Annotated in this window: 15 protein-coding genes; 13 read left to right on the top strand and 2 right to left on the bottom strand. The window is 67.2% G+C overall.

Annotated features, from left to right (window positions below; translation table 11 throughout):
- The first annotated feature begins 2 nt into the window (after positions 1-2).
- The 9 genes from BJ988_RS25995 (at position 3) to BJ988_RS26035 (ending at position 10,323) form a co-directional block, all read left to right on the top strand.
- Complete coding sequence (locus BJ988_RS25995) at positions 3-4,508, top strand: type VII secretion EssC family protein (protein ID WP_179660734.1); 4,506 nt, start codon at positions 3-5, stop codon at positions 4,506-4,508.
- Between the two features lie 117 nt (positions 4,509-4,625).
- On the top strand, positions 4,626-4,913 hold the full coding sequence (locus tag BJ988_RS26000) for a WXG100 family type VII secretion target (protein ID WP_008356172.1): 288 nt from the start codon (positions 4,626-4,628) through the stop codon (positions 4,911-4,913).
- A 237-nt stretch (positions 4,914-5,150) separates the two neighbouring features.
- Positions 5,151-5,438 carry a WXG100 family type VII secretion target gene (locus BJ988_RS26005; protein WP_008356172.1) on the top strand — a complete coding sequence of 96 codons (288 nt, stop codon included), beginning with the start codon at positions 5,151-5,153 and terminating at the stop codon, positions 5,436-5,438.
- A gap of 107 nt (positions 5,439-5,545) precedes the next feature.
- Positions 5,546-5,845 (top strand): flagellar protein FlgN, encoded by a 300-nt coding sequence (locus BJ988_RS26010; protein WP_179660735.1) that lies wholly within the window; start codon positions 5,546-5,548, stop codon positions 5,843-5,845.
- A gap of 21 nt (positions 5,846-5,866) precedes the next feature.
- Positions 5,867-6,994 carry a hypothetical protein gene (locus BJ988_RS26015; RefSeq protein ID WP_179660736.1) on the top strand — a complete coding sequence of 376 codons (1,128 nt, stop codon included), beginning with the start codon at positions 5,867-5,869 and terminating at the stop codon, positions 6,992-6,994.
- A 38-nt stretch (positions 6,995-7,032) separates the two neighbouring features.
- Positions 7,033-7,671, top strand: a complete 639-nt coding sequence (locus tag BJ988_RS26020) for a hypothetical protein (RefSeq protein WP_179660737.1) — start codon at positions 7,033-7,035, stop codon at positions 7,669-7,671.
- 40 nt (positions 7,672-7,711) lie between these two features.
- On the top strand, positions 7,712-8,362 hold the full coding sequence (locus tag BJ988_RS26025; protein ID WP_179660738.1) for an ABC transporter permease: 651 nt from the start codon (positions 7,712-7,714) through the stop codon (positions 8,360-8,362).
- Positions 8,363-8,398: 36 nt separating this feature from the next.
- Positions 8,399-8,992: a protein TPRXL gene (locus BJ988_RS26030; protein WP_179661702.1), complete on the top strand. Its 594-nt coding sequence runs from the start codon at positions 8,399-8,401 to the stop codon at positions 8,990-8,992.
- Positions 8,993-9,213: 221 nt separating this feature from the next.
- Positions 9,214-10,323, top strand: a complete 1,110-nt coding sequence (locus BJ988_RS26035; protein WP_179660739.1) for a hypothetical protein — start codon at positions 9,214-9,216, stop codon at positions 10,321-10,323.
- Positions 10,324-10,405: 82 nt separating this feature from the next.
- On the opposite strand, the gene BJ988_RS26040 is transcribed toward BJ988_RS26035, so the two are convergent.
- Positions 10,406-10,807 (bottom strand): DUF3592 domain-containing protein, encoded by a 402-nt coding sequence (locus tag BJ988_RS26040; RefSeq protein ID WP_179660740.1) that lies wholly within the window; start codon positions 10,805-10,807, stop codon positions 10,406-10,408.
- A gap of 239 nt (positions 10,808-11,046) precedes the next feature.
- Between BJ988_RS26040 and BJ988_RS26045 the strand changes: the two genes are divergently transcribed.
- The 4 genes from BJ988_RS26045 (at position 11,047) to BJ988_RS26060 (ending at position 18,118) form a co-directional block, all read left to right on the top strand.
- A complete protein-coding gene (locus BJ988_RS26045; protein ID WP_246321580.1) occupies positions 11,047-11,682 on the top strand; it encodes a transcriptional regulator in 636 nt (211 codons plus the stop codon).
- Positions 11,683-11,920: 238 nt separating this feature from the next.
- A complete protein-coding gene (locus tag BJ988_RS26050; RefSeq protein ID WP_179660742.1) occupies positions 11,921-13,507 on the top strand; it encodes an ABC transporter substrate-binding protein in 1,587 nt (528 codons plus the stop codon).
- 55 nt (positions 13,508-13,562) lie between these two features.
- The gene (locus BJ988_RS26055) at positions 13,563-15,773 is read left to right on the top strand and encodes a protein kinase domain-containing protein (RefSeq protein ID WP_179660743.1); all 2,211 of its coding nucleotides are present in this window, start codon (positions 13,563-13,565) and stop codon (positions 15,771-15,773) included.
- 281 nt (positions 15,774-16,054) lie between these two features.
- On the top strand, positions 16,055-18,118 hold the full coding sequence (locus tag BJ988_RS26060) for a protein kinase domain-containing protein (RefSeq protein WP_179660744.1): 2,064 nt from the start codon (positions 16,055-16,057) through the stop codon (positions 18,116-18,118).
- Between the two features lie 56 nt (positions 18,119-18,174).
- Here the strand turns inward: BJ988_RS26060 and eccCa are convergent, their stop codons facing one another.
- A complete protein-coding gene (gene eccCa / locus BJ988_RS26065) occupies positions 18,175-22,209 on the bottom strand; it encodes a type VII secretion protein EccCa (RefSeq protein WP_179660745.1) in 4,035 nt (1,344 codons plus the stop codon).
- Between the last annotated feature and the right edge of the window lie 86 nt (positions 22,210-22,295).

Genomic DNA, 22,295 nt, shown 5'->3' on the forward strand with positions numbered 1-22,295 from the left:
GGATGAAGGTCAAGCTCACTCTGCACCGGCCCGGTGTCGCGCCCGCGGATGTGATCGTCACAGCAGACTCCACGGCGACCGCGGGCGACGTCGCACGGCACATCGCCGACGCCGACCCGGCGCGCTCCGTGATCGCGGGTGAGCACGACGTCCTGACGCTGGCCGTCGCCCCGCCGACCGCCGACCGGATGGAGCCGCTCGAACCCGACGTACCCATCGGTGATGCGCCGATCGGGTCCGGCTTCGCGGCCGCGGTCGTCAACATGGGCCCGGACAACGAGATCACCGGCTCGCGTCGCAAGAGCGTCGGCGTGCTGCGGGCGATCGACGGTCCGGTGCGGGGGCAGGCGTTCCCGCTGACCACCGGCCACGCCTCGATCGGCCGCGGTCCCGAGAACGAGATCGTGCTCGCCGACCCGATGGTCTCCAAGCGCCACGCCCGCATCGAGGTGGACCGCTCGGTCGAGCTGGTCGACCTCAACTCGGCCAACGGCGTCGTCGTCGACGGCACCCAGGTCTCCCGCGTACGTCTCGCGCCGGACACGCCCGTCGTCATCGGCAGCACCACGCTGGTCATGCAGCTCTCGGCCGACTTCCTCTCCGCCGTCGAGGACCCGGTGCTCGAGCGCGGTGGCGGTCTGCTCTTCAACCGAAGCCCGCGGGTCGACGTGCGCTACCCCGGCACCGAGCACCCGCCGCCGTGGATGCCCACGGAGATGCAGAAGAAGCTGTTCCCGTGGTTCGTGCTGATCGCGCCGATCATCATGGCGCTCTCGATCTACGCGATGACCGGCCGCGCCCGCGCGCTGCTGCTGGTCGTGATGACGCCGATGATGGCGATCGGCAACTACCTCAACCAGCACCGTCAGGCGGGCGCCAAGCAGGACCACGAGATCGAGCTCTTCGAGCGGCAGTTCGAGAAGCTGGAAGAGGTCTTCTACCGCAGCAAGCCCGAGGAGGAGCTGGCCCGCAACGAGGAGGTCCCGGCGGTCGCCGAGGTCTTCGAGCAGGCGATGCAGCTCGGTCCGCGGCTGTGGACCCGGCGTCCCGAGCACTGGAACTTCCTGTCCGTACGCCTCGGCACCACGCGCGCCCTGTCGCGCAACTCGATCGCCGAGCGTGACACCCAGAACGGTCTGCCCGACTACATCGAGCGCATCGATCGTCTGAAGGAGCGCTACAAGTACGTCGACGACGTGCCGTTGCTGGAGTCGCTGCCCGCGGTGGGTTCCGTGGGTGTCGCCGGCCCGGCCGGCCCGGCGGCCGATGCGATGCGCGGGATCGCGGTGCAGCTCTTCGGGCTGCACGCGCCCAACGAGGTCGTCAGCGTCGCCTTCGCCGACCCCGACTGGGTCGAGGAGTTCGAGTGGCTCAAGTGGCTGCCGCACACCACCTCCGAGACCAACCGCTTCAAGGACATGCCGCTGGCCGACTCCGCGCCGACGGCGAATGCCCTGCTCAGCGCGCTGGAGGAATACATCATGCGCGCCGGACGGACCGCTGAGCACCGCGGCCCGTTCCCAGAGAAGTGGAACCCGATGCAGTACGGCACCGACGTCGCTCGGGCCGGCGAGGAGACCAACGCACGGGTCCAGGTCTCGATCATCGTCTTCGTCACCAACGACGCGCCCGTGGACCGGGCCCGCCTGGTCCAGGTCCTCGAGCGGGGCGCCGACGTCGGCGTACATGCCGTCTTCCTCTCCTCGACCGTCGAGGCGCTGCCGGCGGTGTGCCGCAGCTATCTCGACGTGAGCGACGGTCTGGAGCGCGCCACCGTCGGACTGGTCCGCAACGGCGACCTCTTCGACGGTGTCACCGTCGAAGGTGTCTCCAACGCCTACATGGAGATGTTCGCCAAGCGGCTCGCGCCTGTCGTCGACGCCAGCACCGTCGTCCACGACTCCTCCGACCTGCCGAACTCGGTCGGCTTCCTCTCCCTGGTCGGCAACGAGGTCGCCGAGGACCCGCACTCCGTCGTGGAGCGCTGGCGGCAGAACAACTCGATCATCGACCGCTCCGACCGGCCGCGTCCGCGGCTGAAGAAGGCCGGCAACCTGCGCGCCATCATCGGCCAGGGAGCCTCCGACGCGATGACGCTCGACCTGCGTACGCAGGGCCCGCACGCCCTCGTCGGCGGCACCACCGGTGCCGGTAAGTCCGAGTTCCTGCAGGCATGGGTGCTCGGCATCGCCTCGGCCCACTCGCCCGACCGGGTGACGTTCCTCTTCGTCGACTACAAGGGCGGGTCGGCCTTCGCCGACTGCATCGAGCTTCCGCACTGCGTCGGCCTGGTGACCGACCTGAGCCCGCACCTCGTACGCCGTGCGCTGACCAGCCTCAAGGCCGAGCTGCACCACCGCGAGCACCTCTTCAACCGGAAGAAGGCCAAGGACCTCCTCGAGCTGGAGAAGCGACAGGACCCGGAGTGCCCGCCCGCGTTGGTGCTCGTCATCGACGAGTTCGCTGCACTGGCCGGTGAGGTGCCGGAGTTCGTCGACGGTGTCGTCGACATCGCCCAGCGAGGTCGTTCGCTCGGCATCCACCTGATCATGGCGACCCAGCGTCCGGCCGGTGTCATCAAGGACAACCTGCGAGCCAACACCAACCTCCGTGTCGCGCTCCGTATGGCCGACGAGACCGACTCCAAGGACGTCGTCGACGACCCGATCGCCGGGACCTTCCCGCCGTCCCTGCCGGGCCGCGGCATCGCGAAGACCGGACCCGGTCGCCTGACCCCGTTCCAGTCCGCGTACGCCGGTGGCTGGACCCGCGACGACGAGGTCGTCACCGCCGATGTGAGGGTGGCCGAGCTCAAGTTCGGTTCGATCACGGAGTGGGAGCCGGAGCGTCCGCCGGAGAGCGACTCGCACGACGAGGACCTCGGCCCCAACGACCAGAAGCGGATCGTGGCCAACCTGATCAATGCCTCCGCGACCGCTGGCCTGATGACCCCGCGGCGACCGTGGCTCGACGACCTGGCGTCCGTGGTCGACATGCGCGACCTGCCGCTGGAGGGTGACGGACAGATCCTGCTGGGTCTTGCCGACCTCCCGGAGCGGCAGCAGCAGAACGCGATCTACTTCGCTCCCGACCGCGACGGGTCCCTGCTCATCTTCGGGTCCTCCGGTTCGGGCAAGTCGACCATGCTGAAGACGATCGCGACCGCCGCCGGCGCCCGTCCGGAGCTCGGCCGGGTCCAGGTCTACGGCCTCGACTTCGCCTCCGGCGCGCTGGGTGCGATCGCGCGCCTCCCGCACGTCGGCTCGATCATCGACGGCGACGACGCCGAGCGTCTGCAGCGGCTGATGCGCACCCTCGAGCGGGAGATGGACCGCCGCTCCGAGCTCTTCTCCAAGGCCTCGGCCGCGAACCTCACCGAATACCGTGAGATCGCCGACCAGTCGATGCCGCGCATCCTGCTCCTGATCGACAACTACCCCGAGTTCAAGAAGGAGTGGGAGATCGCGGCCGGGCGTGCGCCGTTCTACCAGTCCTTCATGCGAGTCCTCGGCGAGGGCCGCCCGCTCGGCGTCCACGCGGTGATCACCGCCGACCGCAGCGGCTCGGTGCCGACCGCGGTCTTCGCGAACATCCCGCGCCGTGTCGTCATGCGGCTCTCCGACCCGAGCCAGTACGTCCTGGTCGGAGCCCCCAAGGACGTACTCAACGAGCAGTCTGCGCCCGGCCGCGCCGTCGTCGACAAGGCCGAGGTGCAGCTCGCCGTCCTGGGTGGCACGACCAACGTCGCCGAGCAGACCAAGGCTCTCGACGAGCTCGTCGCGCAGCTGCGTGCTCAGGGTGTTCCCGAGGTCGGCGAGATCGGTGCCCTGCCCACGAAGGTCTCCAGCCGGTCCCTTCCCGCGCAGGTCGACGGCCAGCCCGTCTTCGGCATCGCCGACGACACCCTGGCGCCTCGGGGCTTCGAACCGATCGGTTCGTTCATCGTCACCGGTCCGCCGCAGTCGGGCAAGACCAACGTCCTCAAGGCGCTCGTGGAGTCCATGGAGCGCTTCGACCCCGAGGTGAAGCTGTTCCACCTCGGCAGCCGTCGCGCCATGCTCGGCGACTTCCGGCCCTGGGTACGCAGCGCCACCCGCCCCGACGACGAGAAGACGCTCGTCACCGAGCTCGCCGAGATCGTCGCCGACGAGTCCTTCCCCGGCCGCATCATGATCGTCGCCGAGGACATGACCCACCTGGCCGACGGTCCCGCCGACCGCCCGATGCGCACCCTGCTGCAGGCGATCAACAACTCCGACCACCTCTTCGTCGGCGACGCCGACGTCACCCGCGCCGGCGGCGGCTCGGGTGTCATGGGTGAGTGGAAGGCCGCCCGCCAGGGAATCGTGCTCAAACCGGACACCTACGACGGCGACACGCTGTTCAAGGTCCCGTTCGGAAAGCTCAAGCGCACCGACTTCCCGGCGGGCCGTGGAATCTTCGTCCAGGCCGGTCGGACGGTGACCATGCAGATGCCTCTGGCGAGCGACAACGAGAACGACGTATGAACGAGGCAACGAACCTGTTTTTACGCTTCACAGGGAAGAAGAGTGTGGCCTACGGTGGCCACCGGCGTCCGCTGACGGGGCGTCTTGAAATGAAAACCGCGGGAAAGGGAATGATCGATGAGTGACTTCGGGGCAACATACGACGAGATGACCGGCACCGCCGACAAGCTCGACCAGGGCAAGGACACGATCGAGTCCGCTCTGGACGAGTGCCAGGGCTACGTCGACGAGCTCGTTCAGGACGGGTTCAAGACGGAGAAGGCGTCGGGCAAGTTCCAGGACGGCTACACCGAGATGACCACGGGTCTGAAGGACGCCATTGCTGGTGTCGAGGACATGGCGCAGGCTCTGCGTGACATGGCCACGGCGATCCAGGACCTGGACTCCCAGCTCGCTGGCGGCTGAGCCGCAGCGTTTGCCTGACCGGGCTAGCAGAAACTTTACTTTCGGAGATGTTTAGAACTCGGCGTAGCGGGTAGGACTACCGTGACGACGTCGATCGCCCGGATCCCGGACCATGCCCGGGATGAGGCCTATCTGCTCGTCGGGTTCACGCTTCACGACCCCGTGAGGCGTGAGTGACTGTGACGACCGGCGCCGCAATGGTGTCGTGTAATGAAACCGCGGGAAAGGCAATGATCGATGAGTGACTTCGGGGCAACATACGACGAGATGACCGGCACCGCCGACAAGCTCGACCAGGGCAAGGACACGATCGAGTCCGCTCTGGACGAGTGCCAGGGCTACGTCGACGAGCTCGTTCAGGACGGGTTCAAGACGGAGAAGGCGTCGGGCAAGTTCCAGGACGGCTACACCGAGATGACCACGGGTCTGAAGGACGCCATTGCTGGTGTCGAGGACATGGCGCAGGCTCTGCGTGACATGGCCACGGCGATCCAGGACCTGGACTCCCAGCTCGCCGGCGGCTGATCGACTCTGCGGCGGGAGGCCCAGCGAAAGCTGGGCCTCCGCCGCTCTCATATGTCCATTTCTCGGCCGATGGCCGGTCTTGCTAGACGTCCGAAAGGTGCGGCACCGTGCCAGATGTAGCGATTACATTCTCCGATCTCGAGGCGGCGGCCTCCAGCTTGGGGACGATCATCGATGAGTTCGACAATGCCACCAGTAGATCCGAGGATCTCGAGGCTGATATCGGTGACCCGTTCGACAAGAGCGAGCTGCGCGATCAGGCGTGTGACTTCGAGGAGCGCTGGGACGACAAGCGCGATGAGCTCAAGGAGAGTCTCGAAGGCGTGAAGAAGCACATCGATGATGTCGTTAGTGGCTTCAAAGGCGGAGACAACGATATGGCCGTGGCATTCACGGCCAAAGAGTAGGGGTAGACCATGTTCGGTGGCATGCCGGATTCCCCACGCGGCCGTGAGATCAAGAGTGTTGAGGGCTCTCCCTCAGGCATCATCTCGCGGGGGCAGGACATCATCAGGATCGGCACGATGATGGAGACCGCCGCTGACACGCTGCGAGGGATCAAGGAGAACACCTTGTCCAGCGGCGCGATGAGCGGCGAGGCGATCGCCAAGCTGCAGGAGACCATCGGCGACTCCTACAAGACATTGGACGAAGCGGCTGATCTCTACAAGCCGGTCGGCCCGGTGATCGTGAAGTACGGCGAAGTGCTCGAGACGTACAAACCGTTGATCGACAACACCGCTACGACCTGTTCAGATCTCTGGGAGACGTACGACGCGCTCCCCGGTGACAAGGACGGCAGTCTGGAGCCCGAGGCCGACGGCGGCGTGCTGGGCATGGGCGGTCATGACGCGGACAGTCCCGAGGCCAAGCAAGAGGCCGAGGACAACCAGGCAAAGAAGCAGGCCTACGACGCGTGGGAGAACGCGGCCGAGCGTTTCGACACGTGGTACGACGTATGGGAGGACGGCTACGACGAGGCCGTCTCCGGGATCACCAACGGACTGTCCGGAAAGATCGAGGACGGCTTCTGGGAGGTGCTCGATGACATCGTGGCGGTCCTGGAGATCGTTGCGATGGTCGTCTTCGTGATCGGGCTGTTCGTCGCAGGGCCATTCGCTGCCATCGCGCTCGCACTGTCTGCTGCGATCCTCCTTGCGCGAGCGATTCAGTTCTGCGCTGGTGAATGTACGGGCATGGAATTGTTCACAGCTGCCCTCGACGTCGTTCCGTTCGGGAAGTTCGGCAAGATGGCCGACGGGATCGCGGAGCTGGGCGAGAACGCTTCCAAGCTGTCCAAGTTCAGCACGGGCCTCAAGTTCGCGAGCGGGCTCGACGACGCCGCACTCGGCCGTAAGGCCTTCGGCGACATCATCACGTCGATCCACACGGGTCTCGATGTCAGCGACTTCGCCCGGATCGGCGAGAACGCCAACCTCTGGCAGGCGGCTGGAGAAGTCCAAGGCGCAATCGTGAAGCACGGCTTCTCGGTCTATGGCCACGTCAACGCTGGAATTGGTCTCGGCGGCGGGTCGCTCGTGGATGCCTTCAACTGAGTATCGGCCTGATCATCTCACCTAGCTAGCAGAAGGAAATGATGGAAGCGGAGTGGCTTGCGGAAGGAGTCCTTCCCCAAAGCGACTGGACTCGGGTACCTCGCGAACGCACTGGCGAACCGGAAGAGTGGTTCCAGAGCGAGATCGCACGCATCCGATCCTGGTGGGGCGAGGAATCCTGGGGTCCTGGTGTTGAAACGGCGGTCCGTGAGGCCCTGACCGACGCCGTGGCGAAAGCCGTCGAGCAAGGAACGTTGTCGGTGATGCTGCACTGGCCGCTCGGCGTCCCTGTGCCGAGCCGGGTTCGGATCGTGCTGGCCGCGGGCGCTCCGCTGGACGTCGCAGGATGGCGCGAGGCAGGGTTCGACGTGGACGAATACCCAGGCGCGGCCTTCGGTCCTGGCCTCAAGTGTGTTGCCGTACGCGAAGAGACGATCAATGGTGAGAAGCTCCAGCTCTTCACTGCCGTGTATTCGTTCAGCGCCGCGTCAGGAAGTGTTCTGGTCATCGCGGAGGCCGGCTCTCGGGAGATCTTCCAGATGACGATGGCCGGCCTTCCGGTGTTGCTCTCCACGTTGCAGGTCACGGAACCGAACGGGCAACGGTTCGCTGCAGATCCAGTTTCAACAGTCACACGTAAGCCGACAGACGAATGGGAGGGCATTTCCAATGCCTAAACCGGTGGCCCCGAGCCCTATGGACTGGGCTGCAGTACAGATGGCAGGCACCGGATTCGACATCAACGAGCTCAACAGAGTTGTCCGGGACTACGCGCACATCGAGCTGGAGCTGGCGGCCAGGGACCGACGACGCACCCCTGCCGAGCGCATGATCTCGAAGTTGATGACATGGGTGGCGATCGTCGGCCTCATCGTTCTCGGATTTGCGGTCGCCGCAGTCATCGGCGGCCGCGCCAGCGGCGGGGTGATCGCACTCGTCTACGTCGCATGCGTTCTCGGCGCGTTCTCGGTGCTGTACTTCTACCTGCAGTGGCGCGCCCTGCCTTATCGGCAGGCGGACCGCACAGTGTCCGCATTCAGCATCATGGCGACGATCTTCGCCGTGGGGCTGATCGTTGCGATTCTCGCGGCCAACATGGACAACTCGCTGTGGTGGCTCATGATGATTCCTGCGGTGGCTCTTCTGGCTGTCTCGGTCGGAGCGATCGTCGGGCATCACCGCTTCCGTTCCGAGACGAAGCCACCGGCGGTCGATCTCGACCAGCTTTCACCCGAGAACGAGCAGGTTCTCCTCGAGAGTCGGCACCGGGCGCTCCTACGACTGCGTGCGCGCAAGGTCGTCTCCTATGCCGACTTCGAGAACTACGACAATTCGCCGCTTCGATCGGTCAGGAATGGTGGGGTGTGACCATTGAGTGCTCAAGGAGGGATCCCGTTGCGCGAGATGCTCGGAGCTGTCAAGGATCCGGACTTTGAACTGAAGCTTCTTCCAGGATGGGAGCGGCACAGCCCTGACTCTGCGGGCAAGGAGAAGATGGACGCTGCCCTGAAGCAGCGCTTCATGGCCGCCAACAGACCCGAGCTGCACGCGACTCTTCGATCGCAGCTGGACGAGGCGTACGCGGTCATGAAGAAGCAGGACGTCGTCGCGTACTTCGCACAGACCGGGGACATGGGCGACAGCAAGGCGTATTACCCTGCCTCGATCCTCGCGGCGGTCCGACGTTCCCCGGATGGCAGCAACCTCGACGCCTATGTCGCACAAGCCATTCGCGACCACGGCGCGAAGCCTCTGTTCGGCGACAAGCGGTTCGTCCGGTTCGAGCGGGAGTCCACTCGCGTTCTGGAAGGCGGCAACATCGTGGTGACGTCGATCGTCTACATGACGCCTATTCCAGGCTCTCAGCGGCGCCGTGGTCTGCAGTTGATGGCCTCCCTCGCCCGCCCTGAGTCGATGTCCGCAGCGGACGAGAAGTTCATCGGGTGGAAGAATGGGCTCGACCTGTGCGTGTCCACTCTGCGGTGGTTGCCCGCCTGACTCGTGCGGCAGGCGGATTCGTGAGCCGTGAGTGCGTCGTTGGATACCTCGACGCACTCACGCTCGGGAATCTTTGCGTGGGCGCGCTCTTTACTCTTCTACGGACGGGAACGTGAACGGTGAGGCGACGAGCGACAGCGATAGCGGTGGCGACCGCGGGGTTGGTCTCTGGATGTGGTGCTGAGCCGCCGGCAAAGGATTTCGCGACCGAGGACGCCGTCATGGCGATGCGGGTGGAGAAGAGCGGCGAAGAGTCCAGCCATCTCGTGCTGGTCTCTCCGGAGGGCCGCACCCGGGCGATCGAGCTCGATGGGGTCGAAGGCGCGAGGATCTCGTGGACCGAGCACGGGATCACCACCTCCGATCCGGAGCACGACTACGTGATCAGTAACGCCGGCCTGACCGAGCTCACGCGTAGGAGTGGCGACAAGCCGCTCGAGGCTACCCGTGAGTGGTTCCGTGTGCAGTCGGGACCGGGGACGTTGGTCGGCTTCAGCAAGACCGACTCCTCGGGCGGCGGCTTCGTCACCTACATCGACGGCGACAGCGGCAAGGCCACCTCGAGGGTGTCTCCCTACGGCGCGACGTCGACGGCGGCGGTCTGCGGTGAGCGCGTGTTCTCGCCGGGGCGCGGGACCGACACCAAGGCCTTCGAGGACGACAGCCAGTCGGTCCCGGAGAGCGAGCTCGACCGCGCCGCGCTGACGTCGGCCCATCCCCACGATGGCACTGACATCCTGAGCACGTTGGAGCCGGCGTCCGCGCCCGGTGTCACCTCACCGTGTGCCGACGGCATCGTCTACGAACCGTGGCAGGACGACGAGGGCCAGGACTTCGTACGCACCTGGAACACCGAGAAGGGGCTGCCGTCGGATCAGACCGCCGTCGACCACGCCGTCGACTATCCGGCGGACGCGAGCCATTCGGCAGCGAAGGCGCTCAAGGTCGTTGGCGATCAGCTCGTCTGGGTCGACGACTACGCGCTGTGGAGCGCGCCGCTGCCGTCGGGTTCGGCGCCGATCCAGGCGCGCCGAGTAGGCCAGCTGACCGGCGAGATCGGACTGGACGCCGGGGCGTTGGCGTACTCGTCGAACGCCGCCTACACGGTCGCCAAGGACGGCGATCTCCACAGACGGCCGCTGTCCAAGCGTGGCCACGACCGTGCGTGGACCGAGCTGACCGAGCTGAACCTGGTACGCACCGACCTGGCCACCGGCAAGCCGTCCCTGGCGCTGGAGGTGGACGTGAAGGACGTCGACTTCCCGACCGAGGATGTCTATGTGACGGCGCTGGCGGTCAACCCCGAGTGGTCGGCTGAGCAGGGCGGCTGAGCAGAGAAAGGATGGCGTCGACTCCATGGACTCCTTGAGCATGGTTGGGTCTGGCGTGTGCTTGGCGCTCGTCCCTTGATCGCTAGAGCGAGATCAGGTCGAGGGAGGCGAGGATCAAGAAGACGCCGCCTCCGCCGAGAAGGATGAAGACGGCGCTGTAGTTGACGATGCGTCCGGCGACCGAGCCGCCGTAGACGGTGTCGCTGGAGCTCGGGTCGTCGGGGGCGTACATGACCTCGACGATGTCGCCGACCTTCGGGTCGGGAAGGTGCTCGACCTCGCCGCGGTGCGGGACGCCGGTGGCGTCGCGGTACTCGTAGCGGGCGCGGAAGGCGGCCTCGGTCGCGGCCGAGCCCGTTGTGGCCGAGGAGTCGTACTTCGTCTTCCGAGTGTGGCGGATGGTCGCCTGCGTTCGGGTCCAGGTGGCCAGCCGTCGCTGGCGGCGTACGAGATGGATCGTCAGCCACGCCGGGAGGATCAGCATCGCGATGCCGACCAGCAGCGTGACGACAGCGCCGGTTTCCTTGCTTGCTCCACTAGCCCGAGGGTCGAGGGCTACACCCTAGCTACCGCCCGGAGAGGTCGGCATGAACGGCGTCTACGGCGATGTTGCGGACATCACCGCGACACGCCGAAGTAAAGATCGACCCGCACGGGGCCGGCTTGCCAAGGTGACGCATACCTCTCGATCTCGGGAACATCCACTTGTTGAAGGGACTCTTCATGCGCACTCGCACCACCGTCCGGACCGCTCGACTGGCAGCCGGCGGCCTCAGCCTCGGCCTAGCACTCACGTTGACCGCCTGCGGCTCCGACGACAGCAAGGACGACGCTGCGGTCGAGACCGAGACGAGTGCGTCGGCGTCCGAGTCCGCGTCATCTTCTGCGGCGCCGGTAGGCGACGAGGCCGAGGTGAAGATCGGGAAGACGCTCAAGGACCCCGACATGGGCGACACGATCGAGATCATCTCCGCGGTCCGTGACTTCCCGTCGACGGAGGAGGCCGACCTGATCGCCGACGGCGGCGAGGTCGTGCTGGTCCAGGTGAAGGTCAAGCCCGGCAAGGAGTACGGCGGCCGGGTCTCGGAAGGGAACTTTGAGATCTCCTGGGACAAGGGCGCGGACTTCGAGAGCTCGGACACCCGCCTGATGACCGAGGAGATGACCGCCGCGAAGCGTACGCCGCTCGAAGACGTGCAGCGGCGCGACGGCGGCGAGCACACCGGGTGGATCGCCTTCCAGGTCGACGAGAAGGCGGACACGTACCTCATCGAATACACCCGCGACGGCGCCAAGGTGATCGGTTCGGACAAGACGATCGCCGAGTTCGAGGAGCAGGTGGAGATCCCCGCCGGCTGAAGTCACGACAACCTGTTCGGCGGAGACCGGCACGTAGGTAGCCGGTCTCCGCGGGCGCTCGTTAGGATCTGGGCGTTCGTTGTCTCGGAGAGGGGACTTCAAGGTGCATTCTGAGGCACGTCGTCGAGCAGGACTCGTTTCCATTGCCAGTCTGGCGCTCGTTGCAACCGCATGCTCGGGTGATCTGCCGGCCTCGGTGGAGGAGGGCACAGAGGTCACCGTCGCGTGGACCGAGTCCTTGACGAGCACCAACCCGGCGAGCAAGGCGAACCCGACCGACGGGAACCTCGACATCGCCTCGCTGACCCGCGGAGCCTTCGGCACCCTGGTCACCGACACCGTCGAGATGGACGAGACCTTCGGCAAGGTCACGATGGAGGGCGGCGAGCAGGCCCGGGTGCGCTACGACCTGGCCGAGCCCAGCTGGTCCGACGGAGTGCCGATCGACACCGCCGACCTCATGCTCGCCTGGGCGGCGACCTCCGGCTACTTCCGCACTCCGAAGGAGGGAAGCCCGGACGGCGGGGTCGACTTCGGCGCGGTGCCGACCGGGCTGACCAAGAGCGCCTACATCCCCGAGGTCGACGAGGGCGCGCGCGCCATCGAGGTTCCGCTCGTGGTCCCGGTGGTCGACTGGCGTACGGCTCTCGACGTAGCCGTCCCGGCGCACGTCGTCGGGCAGAAGGCGCTGAAGATCGAGGACCCGATCGAGGCCAAGGAGGTCGTCGAGACCGCGATCGAGGAGTCGGACACCGCGAAGCTGACCAAGATCGCGGAGGCGTGGAACAGCGCGTTCACCGTCGCCGAGGACGGCAAGGCGTCCGAGGAGGCGCTGCTGTCCAGCGGGCCCTACCGGATCTCGAAGATCGCTGCCGGCGAGAGCGGGCAGGAGGTCGACCTGGAGGCCAACCCGGAGTACGCGGGTGAGGCCAGGCCGACGTACGAGCAGGTACGCCTCGCCCCGGCGAGCGCCGATGCCTTGGACAGCCTCGGTGAGCAGGTCGACGTCGTCCAGGTCGCCCCGACCAAGGGCAACCGAAAGCAGGTGCGTGACCTCGAGCGCCGCGACTACGGCGTCGCGAACGCCAACGACGGCACCATGTGGGCGTTGATCCTCCGCTCGGACCGCGGCCTGTTCAAACGCAAGAACACCCGCACGGCCTTCCTGCGGGCAGTCCCTCGCGGCGACATCGCCGAGGGCGGCGCGGGAGAGTGGGCCGAGGCGTACGAGGCCACCGATGTCGTGCTCTTCCCGCCGGGTGGCGAGGGCTATCAGATCGCCACCGAGGACTCCGGGTTCGCCACGAAGTTCGGGGCTTCCGCAGATGCGACCGCCCCCGGCGGTGCCCGGGTCTGTGTCGCCTACGACAAGTCGAGCCCGTTCGCCTCGGGCGCCTACGACACGATCGCGAACGTCGTCGACGACGACGGCTGGTCCGCCACCGACTGCGGTGTGTCCTCGGCCGACAAGCTGCTGTCCGGCAACAAGTGGGACGCCGCCCTCATCCGCATCCCGATCCCGCAGACCCCGGAGGAGATCGCGACTCAGTGGGGGAGCAAGGGCAGCCGGAACGCCACCGGCGGCGGCGACCGCGAACGCGACCGGCTCATCAGCGAGCTGGCCCGCACCGCCGACCCCTACGAGGCCCGCGACGTTCGCGTCGAGATCGAGAAGACGCTGGTCACGGACTCGATCGTGGTGCCGATCGTGATGAACCCGACGGTGACGGTGAGCGACAAGAAGGTCGACAGCGTACGTCCTCGTTCCGGCCAGATCGCGCCGCTCGTCTCGACCATCGTGGAGTGGTCGCCGACCAAGAAGTAGACGACTTTCGGGGTATGGGGTGGTTGGCCACCTCGACCCTGAATAGGGTGCGGGCATGACGACGCTTCATCCCGGGGCTGTGTTCGGGCACTACCGACTGGATCGCATCCTCGGCGAAGGTGGAATGGGCGTCGTCTACGACGCGTTCGACACCAAGCTCGAACGCCGGGTCGCGCTGAAGATGGTGCACGCCCACCTCGCCGACCGGCAGTTCATCGACATGTTCATCCGCGAGGGGCAGACCCTGGCGCAGATCAGGTCGCCCCACATCATCGCGATCTATGACATCGGCGAGCATCAGGGCAGCCCGTTCATCGTCACCCAGTTCATCAAGGGCGGTGATGTGACCGGACTCGTACGCAGCAGCGGACCGTTGGCGCCGCACCTGGCCTGCCTGGTGAACGCCCAGGTGGCGGAGGCGCTTCACGACGCCCACCAGGCGGGGATCATCCACCAGGACGTCAAGCCCTCCAACGTGCTCGTACGTAACCCGGCGAGCCCTCTCGACCCGTTCGTCCTCCTGTGCGACTTCGGGATCGCGACCTCGTCCTCCGATTCGCCTGCCGGAGGGATCACCGGCACCTGGAACTACCTGGCGCCCGAATACATCCGCGACGAGCGTGACGCGCAGGGCCGGCCGATCACTCCCGAGCCGTCCCGCGACATCTACGCGGCCGGCTGCATGCTGTGGTTCACGCTGACCGGCAAGATCCCCTACTCGGGTGCGGCCGTGCAGGTTGCGATGGCGCACCAGAGCGCGCCGATCCCGCAGTTCGTCGGCTCCGACGACTGGACCAAGGCGGCCAACCGGATCCTCCAGCTGTCGATGGCGAAGGACCGACGGAGCCGCTACCAGAGCGCGACAGCCTTCAAGGACGACCTGCTGAACCTGCGCGAGATCACCGCGCCCGCTCAGCTGCTGCCCGCCCCGTCGATGACCGACCCCAACCCGGCGCCGATTCCGGTCGCCGCCGTGCGGGCGCCCTCCGAGAGCGAGGCCATCCTGATCGAGGAGGCGCAGCGGCCGTCCAAGATCACTCCGCTCCGGGTCGGTGCGGCGATGGTCGGCGTGGCTGCCCTCGGCGTCGGTGGGGCACTGGCGATCACCCAGCCCTGGGTCGAGCACGGGCCCGAGCCCATCGTGCCGACCGTCAAGGGGGCTGCGTACGCGGATGTGAACGGGGACAAGTTCGGGGACGTGATCACCAATGTCCAGAATCCTGACGGCGAGGGCGTCGACGTCGTCACCTGGAAGTCGGACGGACGCGCCCTGACCCCGTCGAAGCCCGTCACGTACGACGACCCTGCGCTGCCGGCCGACAACGACGGAGGCCAGGTGTTCCCGCTCTGCGATGACTTCACCGGCGACGGGAAGAACTCGTTCGTCACCTTCGTGCGGAGTGAGAAGGGCTTCAAGTTCGACGGTGATCTGGAGGGGTCTCTCAAAGCTCCCGCGGGGGTCGTCGAGCAGGGCAAGAAGATGAAGAACTCGAACTTCTACTACGACCTCGGCACCGACGACTTCGACGGTGACGGTGTCGCCGATCTGTTCATGGCCACGCACTTCGGCAACGCGAACCCCGACCTCGACAGACAGGGGAGGAGGGTCGGGGACGGCACGATATGGGTCTACCGAGGAACCGGGTCAGGGTTCGCGGAACCGACGCTCTTCGCGTCCTACCCGGCCACATCGGTCGAGCAGGTCGCGGTCGGCGAGTTCACCGGGGACGAGAAGGCCGATCTGGTGGTCCTGAATCGAGTCGAAGGTAGTCCGGAGGACATGACGCTCACCTCTGGAGCGTCGGACCTGGACCTCTATCAGGGAGAGGGGACGACGGTCGCCGCCGCGAAGACGTTCTCGTTCAAGCATCAGTCGATCAGCTCGTTCCTCACCGGTGACGTCAACGGCGACGGTCGCGACGACGTCGTCGCCGCTGAATCCGGTCGTGGTGAGGGCCAGTCGATCACCGTCGGCACGTTCAGCGAGGACCTGGCCCAATTCTCGGTCGCCACCCGAGGGAAGCTGCCCAAGCCCCGCAACACCCTCAAGACCACCAGCAGGTATCCCCTCACCGTTGCCGACGTCAACGGTGACGGACGGACCGACATCGTCGCCGTCTCGCAGGACAGCAGCGACAGCCCCTATGCCTTCTACGTCGCTCTGGCCTCGAAGACCGGGACGTTCCCCGGTCACACGATGGCGACGTGGAAGAAGTCGCCCGACGATGTGCGTCGCTACAACCTGATGGGAGGAACCCTCGGATGAGCGATTCCACCGGAACCCCTGACAACACCCCTCGCGAGCCGCAGCCGTCGTTCGAGCGGCCGCCGGTCGACGACCCCGACAAGACCACGATCAGGCCGCGGACCGTTCGGCCCGGCGGACCTGCCGGTACGCCGCCACCACCGCCTCGTTCGACCCCACCGCCTCCTCCTCCGACACAGCCGCCGGCTCAGTCCACGCCACCTCCGCCGCCCCCGCCACCGCCCGTGCCGACCCCGGCGCAGGAGCAGGCGACCGTGCTACAACAAGCAGACGCTCCCGGCATGATCGGCCCCTACCGGCTCGAGCAGCAGGTGGCGTCCAACGAGATGGCGGTCGTCTACAGGGCCACCGACACCCGGCTCAACCGAGCGGTCGCCATCAAGGTGCTCCTCGGGCGGGGCGCACGCGACCCCGAGTTCGTGTCTCGGTTCGACAAGCAGGCCACACTGATGGCCAAGCTGGACTCTCCGCACATCATGGGCGTCTACACCAACGGCCGAACCAACGACGGCGCTCCCTACCTCGTCTCCCAGTTCGCCGACGGAGGTGACCTCGGCTCGCTGCTCAAGGCTCGTGGCCGTCTCCCCGGCCCGCTGGCCGCCGACATCTGCGCTCAGATCGCGGATGGTCTGGCCGCGATCCACTCGCCCGAGGTCGGCGTCGTGCACGGCGACGTGAAACCGTCGAACATCCTGCTGCGCGACGGCAACAGTCCGCCGTTCGCCTACCTGTCCGACTTCGCTGCGGCGCGCGCCGATGACTCCGCGACGGCCCGGCCCGGGATCCACTCCGGTGCCTGGAACTATCTGGCGCCCGAGCGCGCGATGGGTGCGCCGGCGACTCCGGCCAGCGACCTCTACTCGCTCGGCTGCCTGTTCTACGAGCTCGTCACCGGGACCGTTCCCTTCACCGGCGCGAACGACGTCGAGACCGCGATGGCTCATGGGTCCCAGCCCATCCCGACCTTGCCGGGTCGCGACGACTTCACCCTGCAGGCCAACGACCTGCTCTCCGGGGAGCGTGGTCTGCTCGCCAAGGATCCCGCCCAACGTACGAACGAGGCCGTCCGCGTCCGTGACCGGTTCGCCGCGATGGCCGGGCGCCAGATGGGCTTCGCGTCCGGAGCCACCGTCACCCTCAAACGCGCCAAGACCACGTGGTGGATCGCCGGTGCGGCGGCGTTGGCGGTCGTCGTCGCGGGCGGCGCCGCGCTGGGGATCACCCTCGCGACCACGGAGAACACGCCGGCGAAGCCCAAACCGGCGGTACGTGGCGACATCGACGGGGATCGGCTGGGTGATCTGGTGCTCGGTGCGCCGTTCGGTGACGTCAACTACAACTGGGACGGCAACGCCGCCACCCTCTTCGCCTCCACCGGCAAGGGGTTCGAGGCCGGCACCACCGAAGGCCTCAAGTTCGGCAACCTGGTCGGGGACCTGGACGCCGACGGAAAGGTCGACGTGGTCCAGGTCTCCGGCGTCGGGTCGTCGTTCAACGTCGACTCCAATGCGAAGAACCAGCCTGACGGCGCCATCCAGGTGCCGGCATCGGGCAAGCGCCTGGCCATGTTCTGCGCCGACTTCAACGGTGACGGGCGCGACGACATCGGCATGATCTCGGTCGGCAACGGGACCAAGCTGCCCAAGGAAGACGCCGATCTGGCGAAGCTCGAGGACCTCGAGTTCCACGTGACGGTCATGCTGAGCAAGGCGGACAACACCTGGGCCAAGAGCACCGACTGGTACACCGGTCCCTGGAAGGGCGCCACGTTCGACATCAACTTCGAGGTCGGCGACCTCGACGGCGACAAGCGAGCAGACCTCATCATGGGCGCCAAAGAGGCCTCGCCGGCCGCTGCGGTCCTGCTGATGAGCCAGGGCTCGAAGCTCACCAAGACCGAGCTCGAGCTGCCCGGGCCCGACGGTGATCGGGTCGCCGGGCCGTCGAACTATGCCGACGTCACCGGTGACGGGAAGGACGAGCTGATCACCCAGGAGATCGTGGACCAGAAGTGGGCCATCCGCGTCTACTCCTACGACCCCGAGGGCAAGAAGCTCGTCCCCGAGCCGTCGTGGGACATCGACGACCCGGTCAAGAACGACGACGCTGTCAGCGGGTCTCAGATCCCTGCGGTCGCCGACGTCAACGGTGACGGCAAGGACGACCTGGTCAACCCGCTGCGCGCCGGCGACGGGGACTACGAGTATCTCAACAAGGCGTCGGTCCTGATCTCGGGCAAGGACACGTTCACTGCCGAGACGTGGGAGATGCCCGCCGCAGACGAGTTCGAGACCCACCCGCCGTTGCGCAACGTATCCAACAACAACGGCACCGGGACTCTCTAGAGCAACGGCCCGCGACCCGATCGGGTCGCGGGCCGTTCTCGTCCGGTCGCTGGGGACTAGACCGTCGACTCGCTCCAGGCCAGCTGGATGACCTCGATACCGCGTTCCCGGGTCACCAGGCGCCCACGCCCCGGGAGGGTCGGGACCGGCTTCAGGTTGCCGACGAGCGGACCCTCGTCCGGGTTGCCGGAGAGCAGCAGGCCGGGCATCGCCAGGTCGCGCATGGACTGGATGACCGACTCGTAGAGGGAGCGCGAAGCGCCACCCGAGCGGCGAGCGAGGATGACGTGCAGGCCGACGTCGCCGGCCTGGGCCATCAGCGGCTGCAACGGAGCCAGGGGCGAGCCCTGCTGCGTCGAGACGAGGTCGTAGTCGTCGACGAGCACGAACAGCTCCGCACCCGACCACCACGACCGGTTGCGCAGCTCCTCGGGCGTGACGTCGGGACCCGGGATCCGCTTGGTCAGGTACGCCGCCAGGTCGTTCAGTGTCGGGTTCGCCTGCGTCGCCGAGGTGAGGTAGCCGACCAGGTAGTCCTCGGGGATCTCGCCGAGCAGCGACCGCCGGTAGTCGACCACCGCGATCTGTGCCTCCTTGGGCGTGTGCGTCCGCATGATCTCGCGGGCGATGCTGCGCAGCATCGAGGACTTGCCGGACTGGCCGTCGCCGAAGACGAGCAGGTGAGGCTCGGTGGCGGGGTTGAGACCGACCGGTGCCAGCTCCTTCTCGTTGATGCCCAGCAGCAGTCGCTTGCCGGGCTTCTCCTCGGTGACCCCGGCCTGCTCGCGGATCTGCTCGATCGCGATCCGCTCCGGCAGCAGCCGCAGCTTGGGTCCGGCGGGCCCCTGCCAGGCAGCGGAGACGCGGGAGATCAGGTCGTCGACGCCGTCGCCCAGCGTCGTCGGGGAGCCGTCGCCGTCCATCCGGGGCAGCGCGCTGAGGAAGTGGAGCTTCTCCTTCACGATGCCTCGACCCGGGCGCCCGGTCGGCACCAGGGCGGCGATCTTGCGGTCGAGCTCGGAGTCCATCGGGTCACCCAGACGCAGCTCGAGCTTGGTGCCGAAGATGTCGCGCATCGACGAGCGGAACTCGGCCCAGCGGCCGGCCGCCGCGACGATGTGGACACCGAAGGTCAGGCCGCGCGGAGCGATCTCCTGGATGGCGTACTCGAGGTCGTCGAAGTCGGCGCGCAGGGTGCCCCAGCCGTCGATGACGAGGAACACGTCGCCCCAGCCGTCGTCGGCCTGGCCGCGAGCACGACGGATGCGGTAGGTCTCGATCGAGTCGATGCCCTGCGCCCGGAAGTAGGCCTCACGTCGGTCGATGATGCCGGAGACCTCGGCCAGCACTCGACGTACGACGTCGGGCTCGGAACGGGTGCCGACACCGGAGACGTGCGGGAGCTTGGCCAGCGGCGCGAACGTGCCGCCACCGAAGTCGAGCACGAAGAACTGCACCTCTTGGGGCGTCATGGTCAACGACATCGAGGCGACGATGGTGCGGAGCGTCGTGGACTTGCCGGTGCGCGGCGCACCGATGACCGCGACGTGACCGGCGGCGCCGCGCAGGTCGAGGGTGAGCGTGTCGCGCAGCTGCTCGCGCGGCTTGTCGACGATGCCGAGCGGCACGACCAGACCGCCGAGCCGCTTCCAGGCCGGCGAGTGCAGACCGAGCTCGGGCGAGGTGGTCAGGTCGGGCATCAGCGTGTCGAGTGTGTCGGGGATGTCGAGCGGCGGCAGCCAGACCTGGTGGGCCGGGTTGCCGTGGCCGGCCATCCGGTCGACGGCGATGTCGAGCATCGACTTCTCGACGCCGTCCGCTCCCACGACCGGGGCGGCCGGGCGCTCTTCCTCCTCCTCGGCCGGCATCGCCAGCTGCTTCACCTCGGCGATCGAGAACGGGAAGATGCCCTGCAGCTTGCCGCCCTCGTCGCGGCGGATCCGCGACCCCGCGGCCGGCGGCCCGGAGACGTACGCCGCTCGGAACCGCTGCATGTTGGTCGGATCAGGCTTCAGGTAGCCGAGCCCGGGGATGGCCGGGAGCTCGTAGGCGTCCGGCACACCGAGCACGGTCCGCGACTCCTGCGCGGAGAACGTACGCAGGCCGACGCGGTAGGAGAGGTGCGAGTCGAGGCCGCGGAGGCGGCCCTCCTCGAGGCGCTGCGAGGCGAGCAGCAGGTGGATGCCGAGGGATCGGCCCAGTCGGCCGATCGCGACGAACAGGTCGATGAACTCGGGCTTGGCCGAGAGCATCTCGGAGAACTCGTCGACCACGATGAACAGCGACGGCAGCGGATCCATCGTGGGATCCTGCGTACGGGCCTTCTCGTAGTCCTTCAGCGAGGAGAAGTTGCCGGCCTCGCGCAGCAGTTCCTGGCGGCGGGTCATCTCGCCGGAGAGCGCGTCCTGCATACGGTCGACGAGGGTGAGCTCGCCCTCGAGGTTGGTGATCACTGCGGAGACGTGCGGCATGCCGGCCATGCCGGCGAACGTCGCGCCACCCTTGAAGTCGACCAGCACCAGGTTGAGCACCTCGGGCGGGTGGGTGAGCACCAGACCGAGGACGAGGGTGCGGAGGAACTCCGACTTACCGGAACCGGTCGCACCGATGACGAGGCCGTGCGGCCCCATACCCTGCTGGGCCGACTCCTTGATGTCCATGTAGATCTGCTGGCCGGCGTCGCCGACACCGACCGGCACGCGCAGGCGGTCACGGTTGGCGCGGGGACGCCAGGCGACGTCGGGGTCGAAGGAGCGTACGTCCCCCAGACCGAGCAGCGCCATGTAGTCCTTCGGCGCCGCGATCTCGGTGTCCTGCGGGGTCTCCGCGGCGGCGTCGGAGCCTTCCGGCGCCACGGTGTAGAGCGCGGTGAGACGGCGGGAGTAGGCCTCGGCGTCGGCCATGGTCATCTGGTCCACCCGCAGCCGGACCGGGTCCATGCGTACGCGCACCTGGTAGCCGGGGACGGTGTTGTTCTCGTCGGGCTCCTCGTCGTCGATCAGGAACCGCACCCGGCTGGAGTCGAAGAGCTCGTCCCAGTGGGTCGGCAGGTCGATGACGGTGACGCCCTGGATGCCGTCGTCGGGGAGCACGTGGTTGCCCGGTGGGACGGATCCACCGTCGACGATGACCACGACCTGCGGAACAGGGATCCGGTCGTCGGTGCCCCAGCGGGCGCGCTCGCCGACCTCGGTCGGAAGCAGGGCGCCGAGATCGTTGATGTTGGTGACCACCATGCGGCGGGGTCCCACAGCGTCGACCTCACGGCCGCTCTGCGCGTGCGGGAGCCACTTGACCCAGTCCCACTCGGCGAGGTTGCGCTCGGAGGTGAGCACGGCGACGATCAGCTGCTCCGGTGAGTGGAAGGCCGTCATCCCGCAGATCAGGGCGCGGGCGAGCGCCCGGGCCTGGTCCTCGTTGCCGCAGATCTCCATCTTGTCGAACCCGCGCAGGTTGGTCGCCGCGGGCAGATCGGGCTGGATCCGGTGGACCGTCAGCAGCCGGTGCAGCGCGCTCGCCGAGGCTGGGTCGACCTGGTCGATCGGGGTCTGCTGGGGCGGCACCAGGGTCAGGGCCAGGGGCTGGTGCGCGACGCCGTAGCGGACGTCGAGATAGCGCTTGTGGGTGTTCGACCGCTCCCACAGCCGGCTGCGCTCCTCGGCGATCGCGGGCAACGAGGACGGTGCGGGGTAGTGCCAGGTCAGCGCCTTGCGCTGCTGCTCGCCGGCCTTGCGCGCCGACTGTCGGACGCCGGCCAGATAGCGCAGGTAGTCCGTACGCTGCCCGCCGACCTGCTTCTGCTTCTGCTTCCGCTGGCGGTCGATCTGCACGAAGATGAAGCCGAGGGTCGCGAACAGGAACATGCCGGCGGCGATGTAACGCTGGATCGGCGGGGAACCGCCCGCGCCCGACTGCATCGTCGCGATGAGCACGATCGACCCGAGACCACCGAGCATGGGGATGGCGTTCATCAGGATGCCGCCGACGCCCTCGCCCTCTTCGATAGCCGGCGGAGGATTGAGCGCGAGCTCCCCCTCGGGGACCTCTGGCTCTTCGGTGCGGGTACCGCCGGCTGTCGCAGCGATAGTCACATGTCCCCCTGGGAGTGGTTCAGCGGCCCGCGGGCCCGGATGCCGCAGGTGGTCTGGATCTTAGAGTGCCCACACCCCGGCCACTA

Origin of the sequence: Nocardioides panzhihuensis (assembly GCF_013408335.1) — a bacterium.
Taxonomy (GTDB): domain Bacteria; phylum Actinomycetota; class Actinomycetes; order Propionibacteriales; family Nocardioidaceae; genus Nocardioides; species Nocardioides panzhihuensis.

What these genes read in the sequence shown, in the direction of transcription:
- BJ988_RS25995 (WP_179660734.1), top strand. Translation starts at nt 3, where the DNA reads ATGAAGGTCAAGCTCACTCTGCACCGGCCCGGTGTCGCGCCCGCGGAT.
- BJ988_RS26000 (WP_008356172.1), top strand. Translation starts at nt 4,626, where the DNA reads ATGAGTGACTTCGGGGCAACATACGACGAGATGACCGGCACCGCCGAC.
- BJ988_RS26005 (WP_008356172.1), top strand. Translation starts at nt 5,151, where the DNA reads ATGAGTGACTTCGGGGCAACATACGACGAGATGACCGGCACCGCCGAC.
- BJ988_RS26015 (WP_179660736.1), top strand. Translation starts at nt 5,867, where the DNA reads ATGCCGGATTCCCCACGCGGCCGTGAGATCAAGAGTGTTGAGGGCTCT.
- BJ988_RS26020 (WP_179660737.1), top strand. Translation starts at nt 7,033, where the DNA reads ATGATGGAAGCGGAGTGGCTTGCGGAAGGAGTCCTTCCCCAAAGCGAC.
- BJ988_RS26025 (WP_179660738.1), top strand. Translation starts at nt 7,712, where the DNA reads ATGGCAGGCACCGGATTCGACATCAACGAGCTCAACAGAGTTGTCCGG.
- BJ988_RS26030 (WP_179661702.1), top strand. Translation starts at nt 8,399, where the DNA reads ATGCTCGGAGCTGTCAAGGATCCGGACTTTGAACTGAAGCTTCTTCCA.
- BJ988_RS26035 (WP_179660739.1), top strand. Translation starts at nt 9,214, where the DNA reads ATGGCGATGCGGGTGGAGAAGAGCGGCGAAGAGTCCAGCCATCTCGTG.
- BJ988_RS26040 (WP_179660740.1), bottom strand. Translation starts at nt 10,807, where the DNA reads ATGCTGATCCTCCCGGCGTGGCTGACGATCCATCTCGTACGCCGCCAG.
- BJ988_RS26045 (WP_246321580.1), top strand. Translation starts at nt 11,047, where the DNA reads ATGCGCACTCGCACCACCGTCCGGACCGCTCGACTGGCAGCCGGCGGC.
- BJ988_RS26055 (WP_179660743.1), top strand. Translation starts at nt 13,563, where the DNA reads ATGACGACGCTTCATCCCGGGGCTGTGTTCGGGCACTACCGACTGGAT.
- BJ988_RS26060 (WP_179660744.1), top strand. Translation starts at nt 16,055, where the DNA reads ATGATCGGCCCCTACCGGCTCGAGCAGCAGGTGGCGTCCAACGAGATG.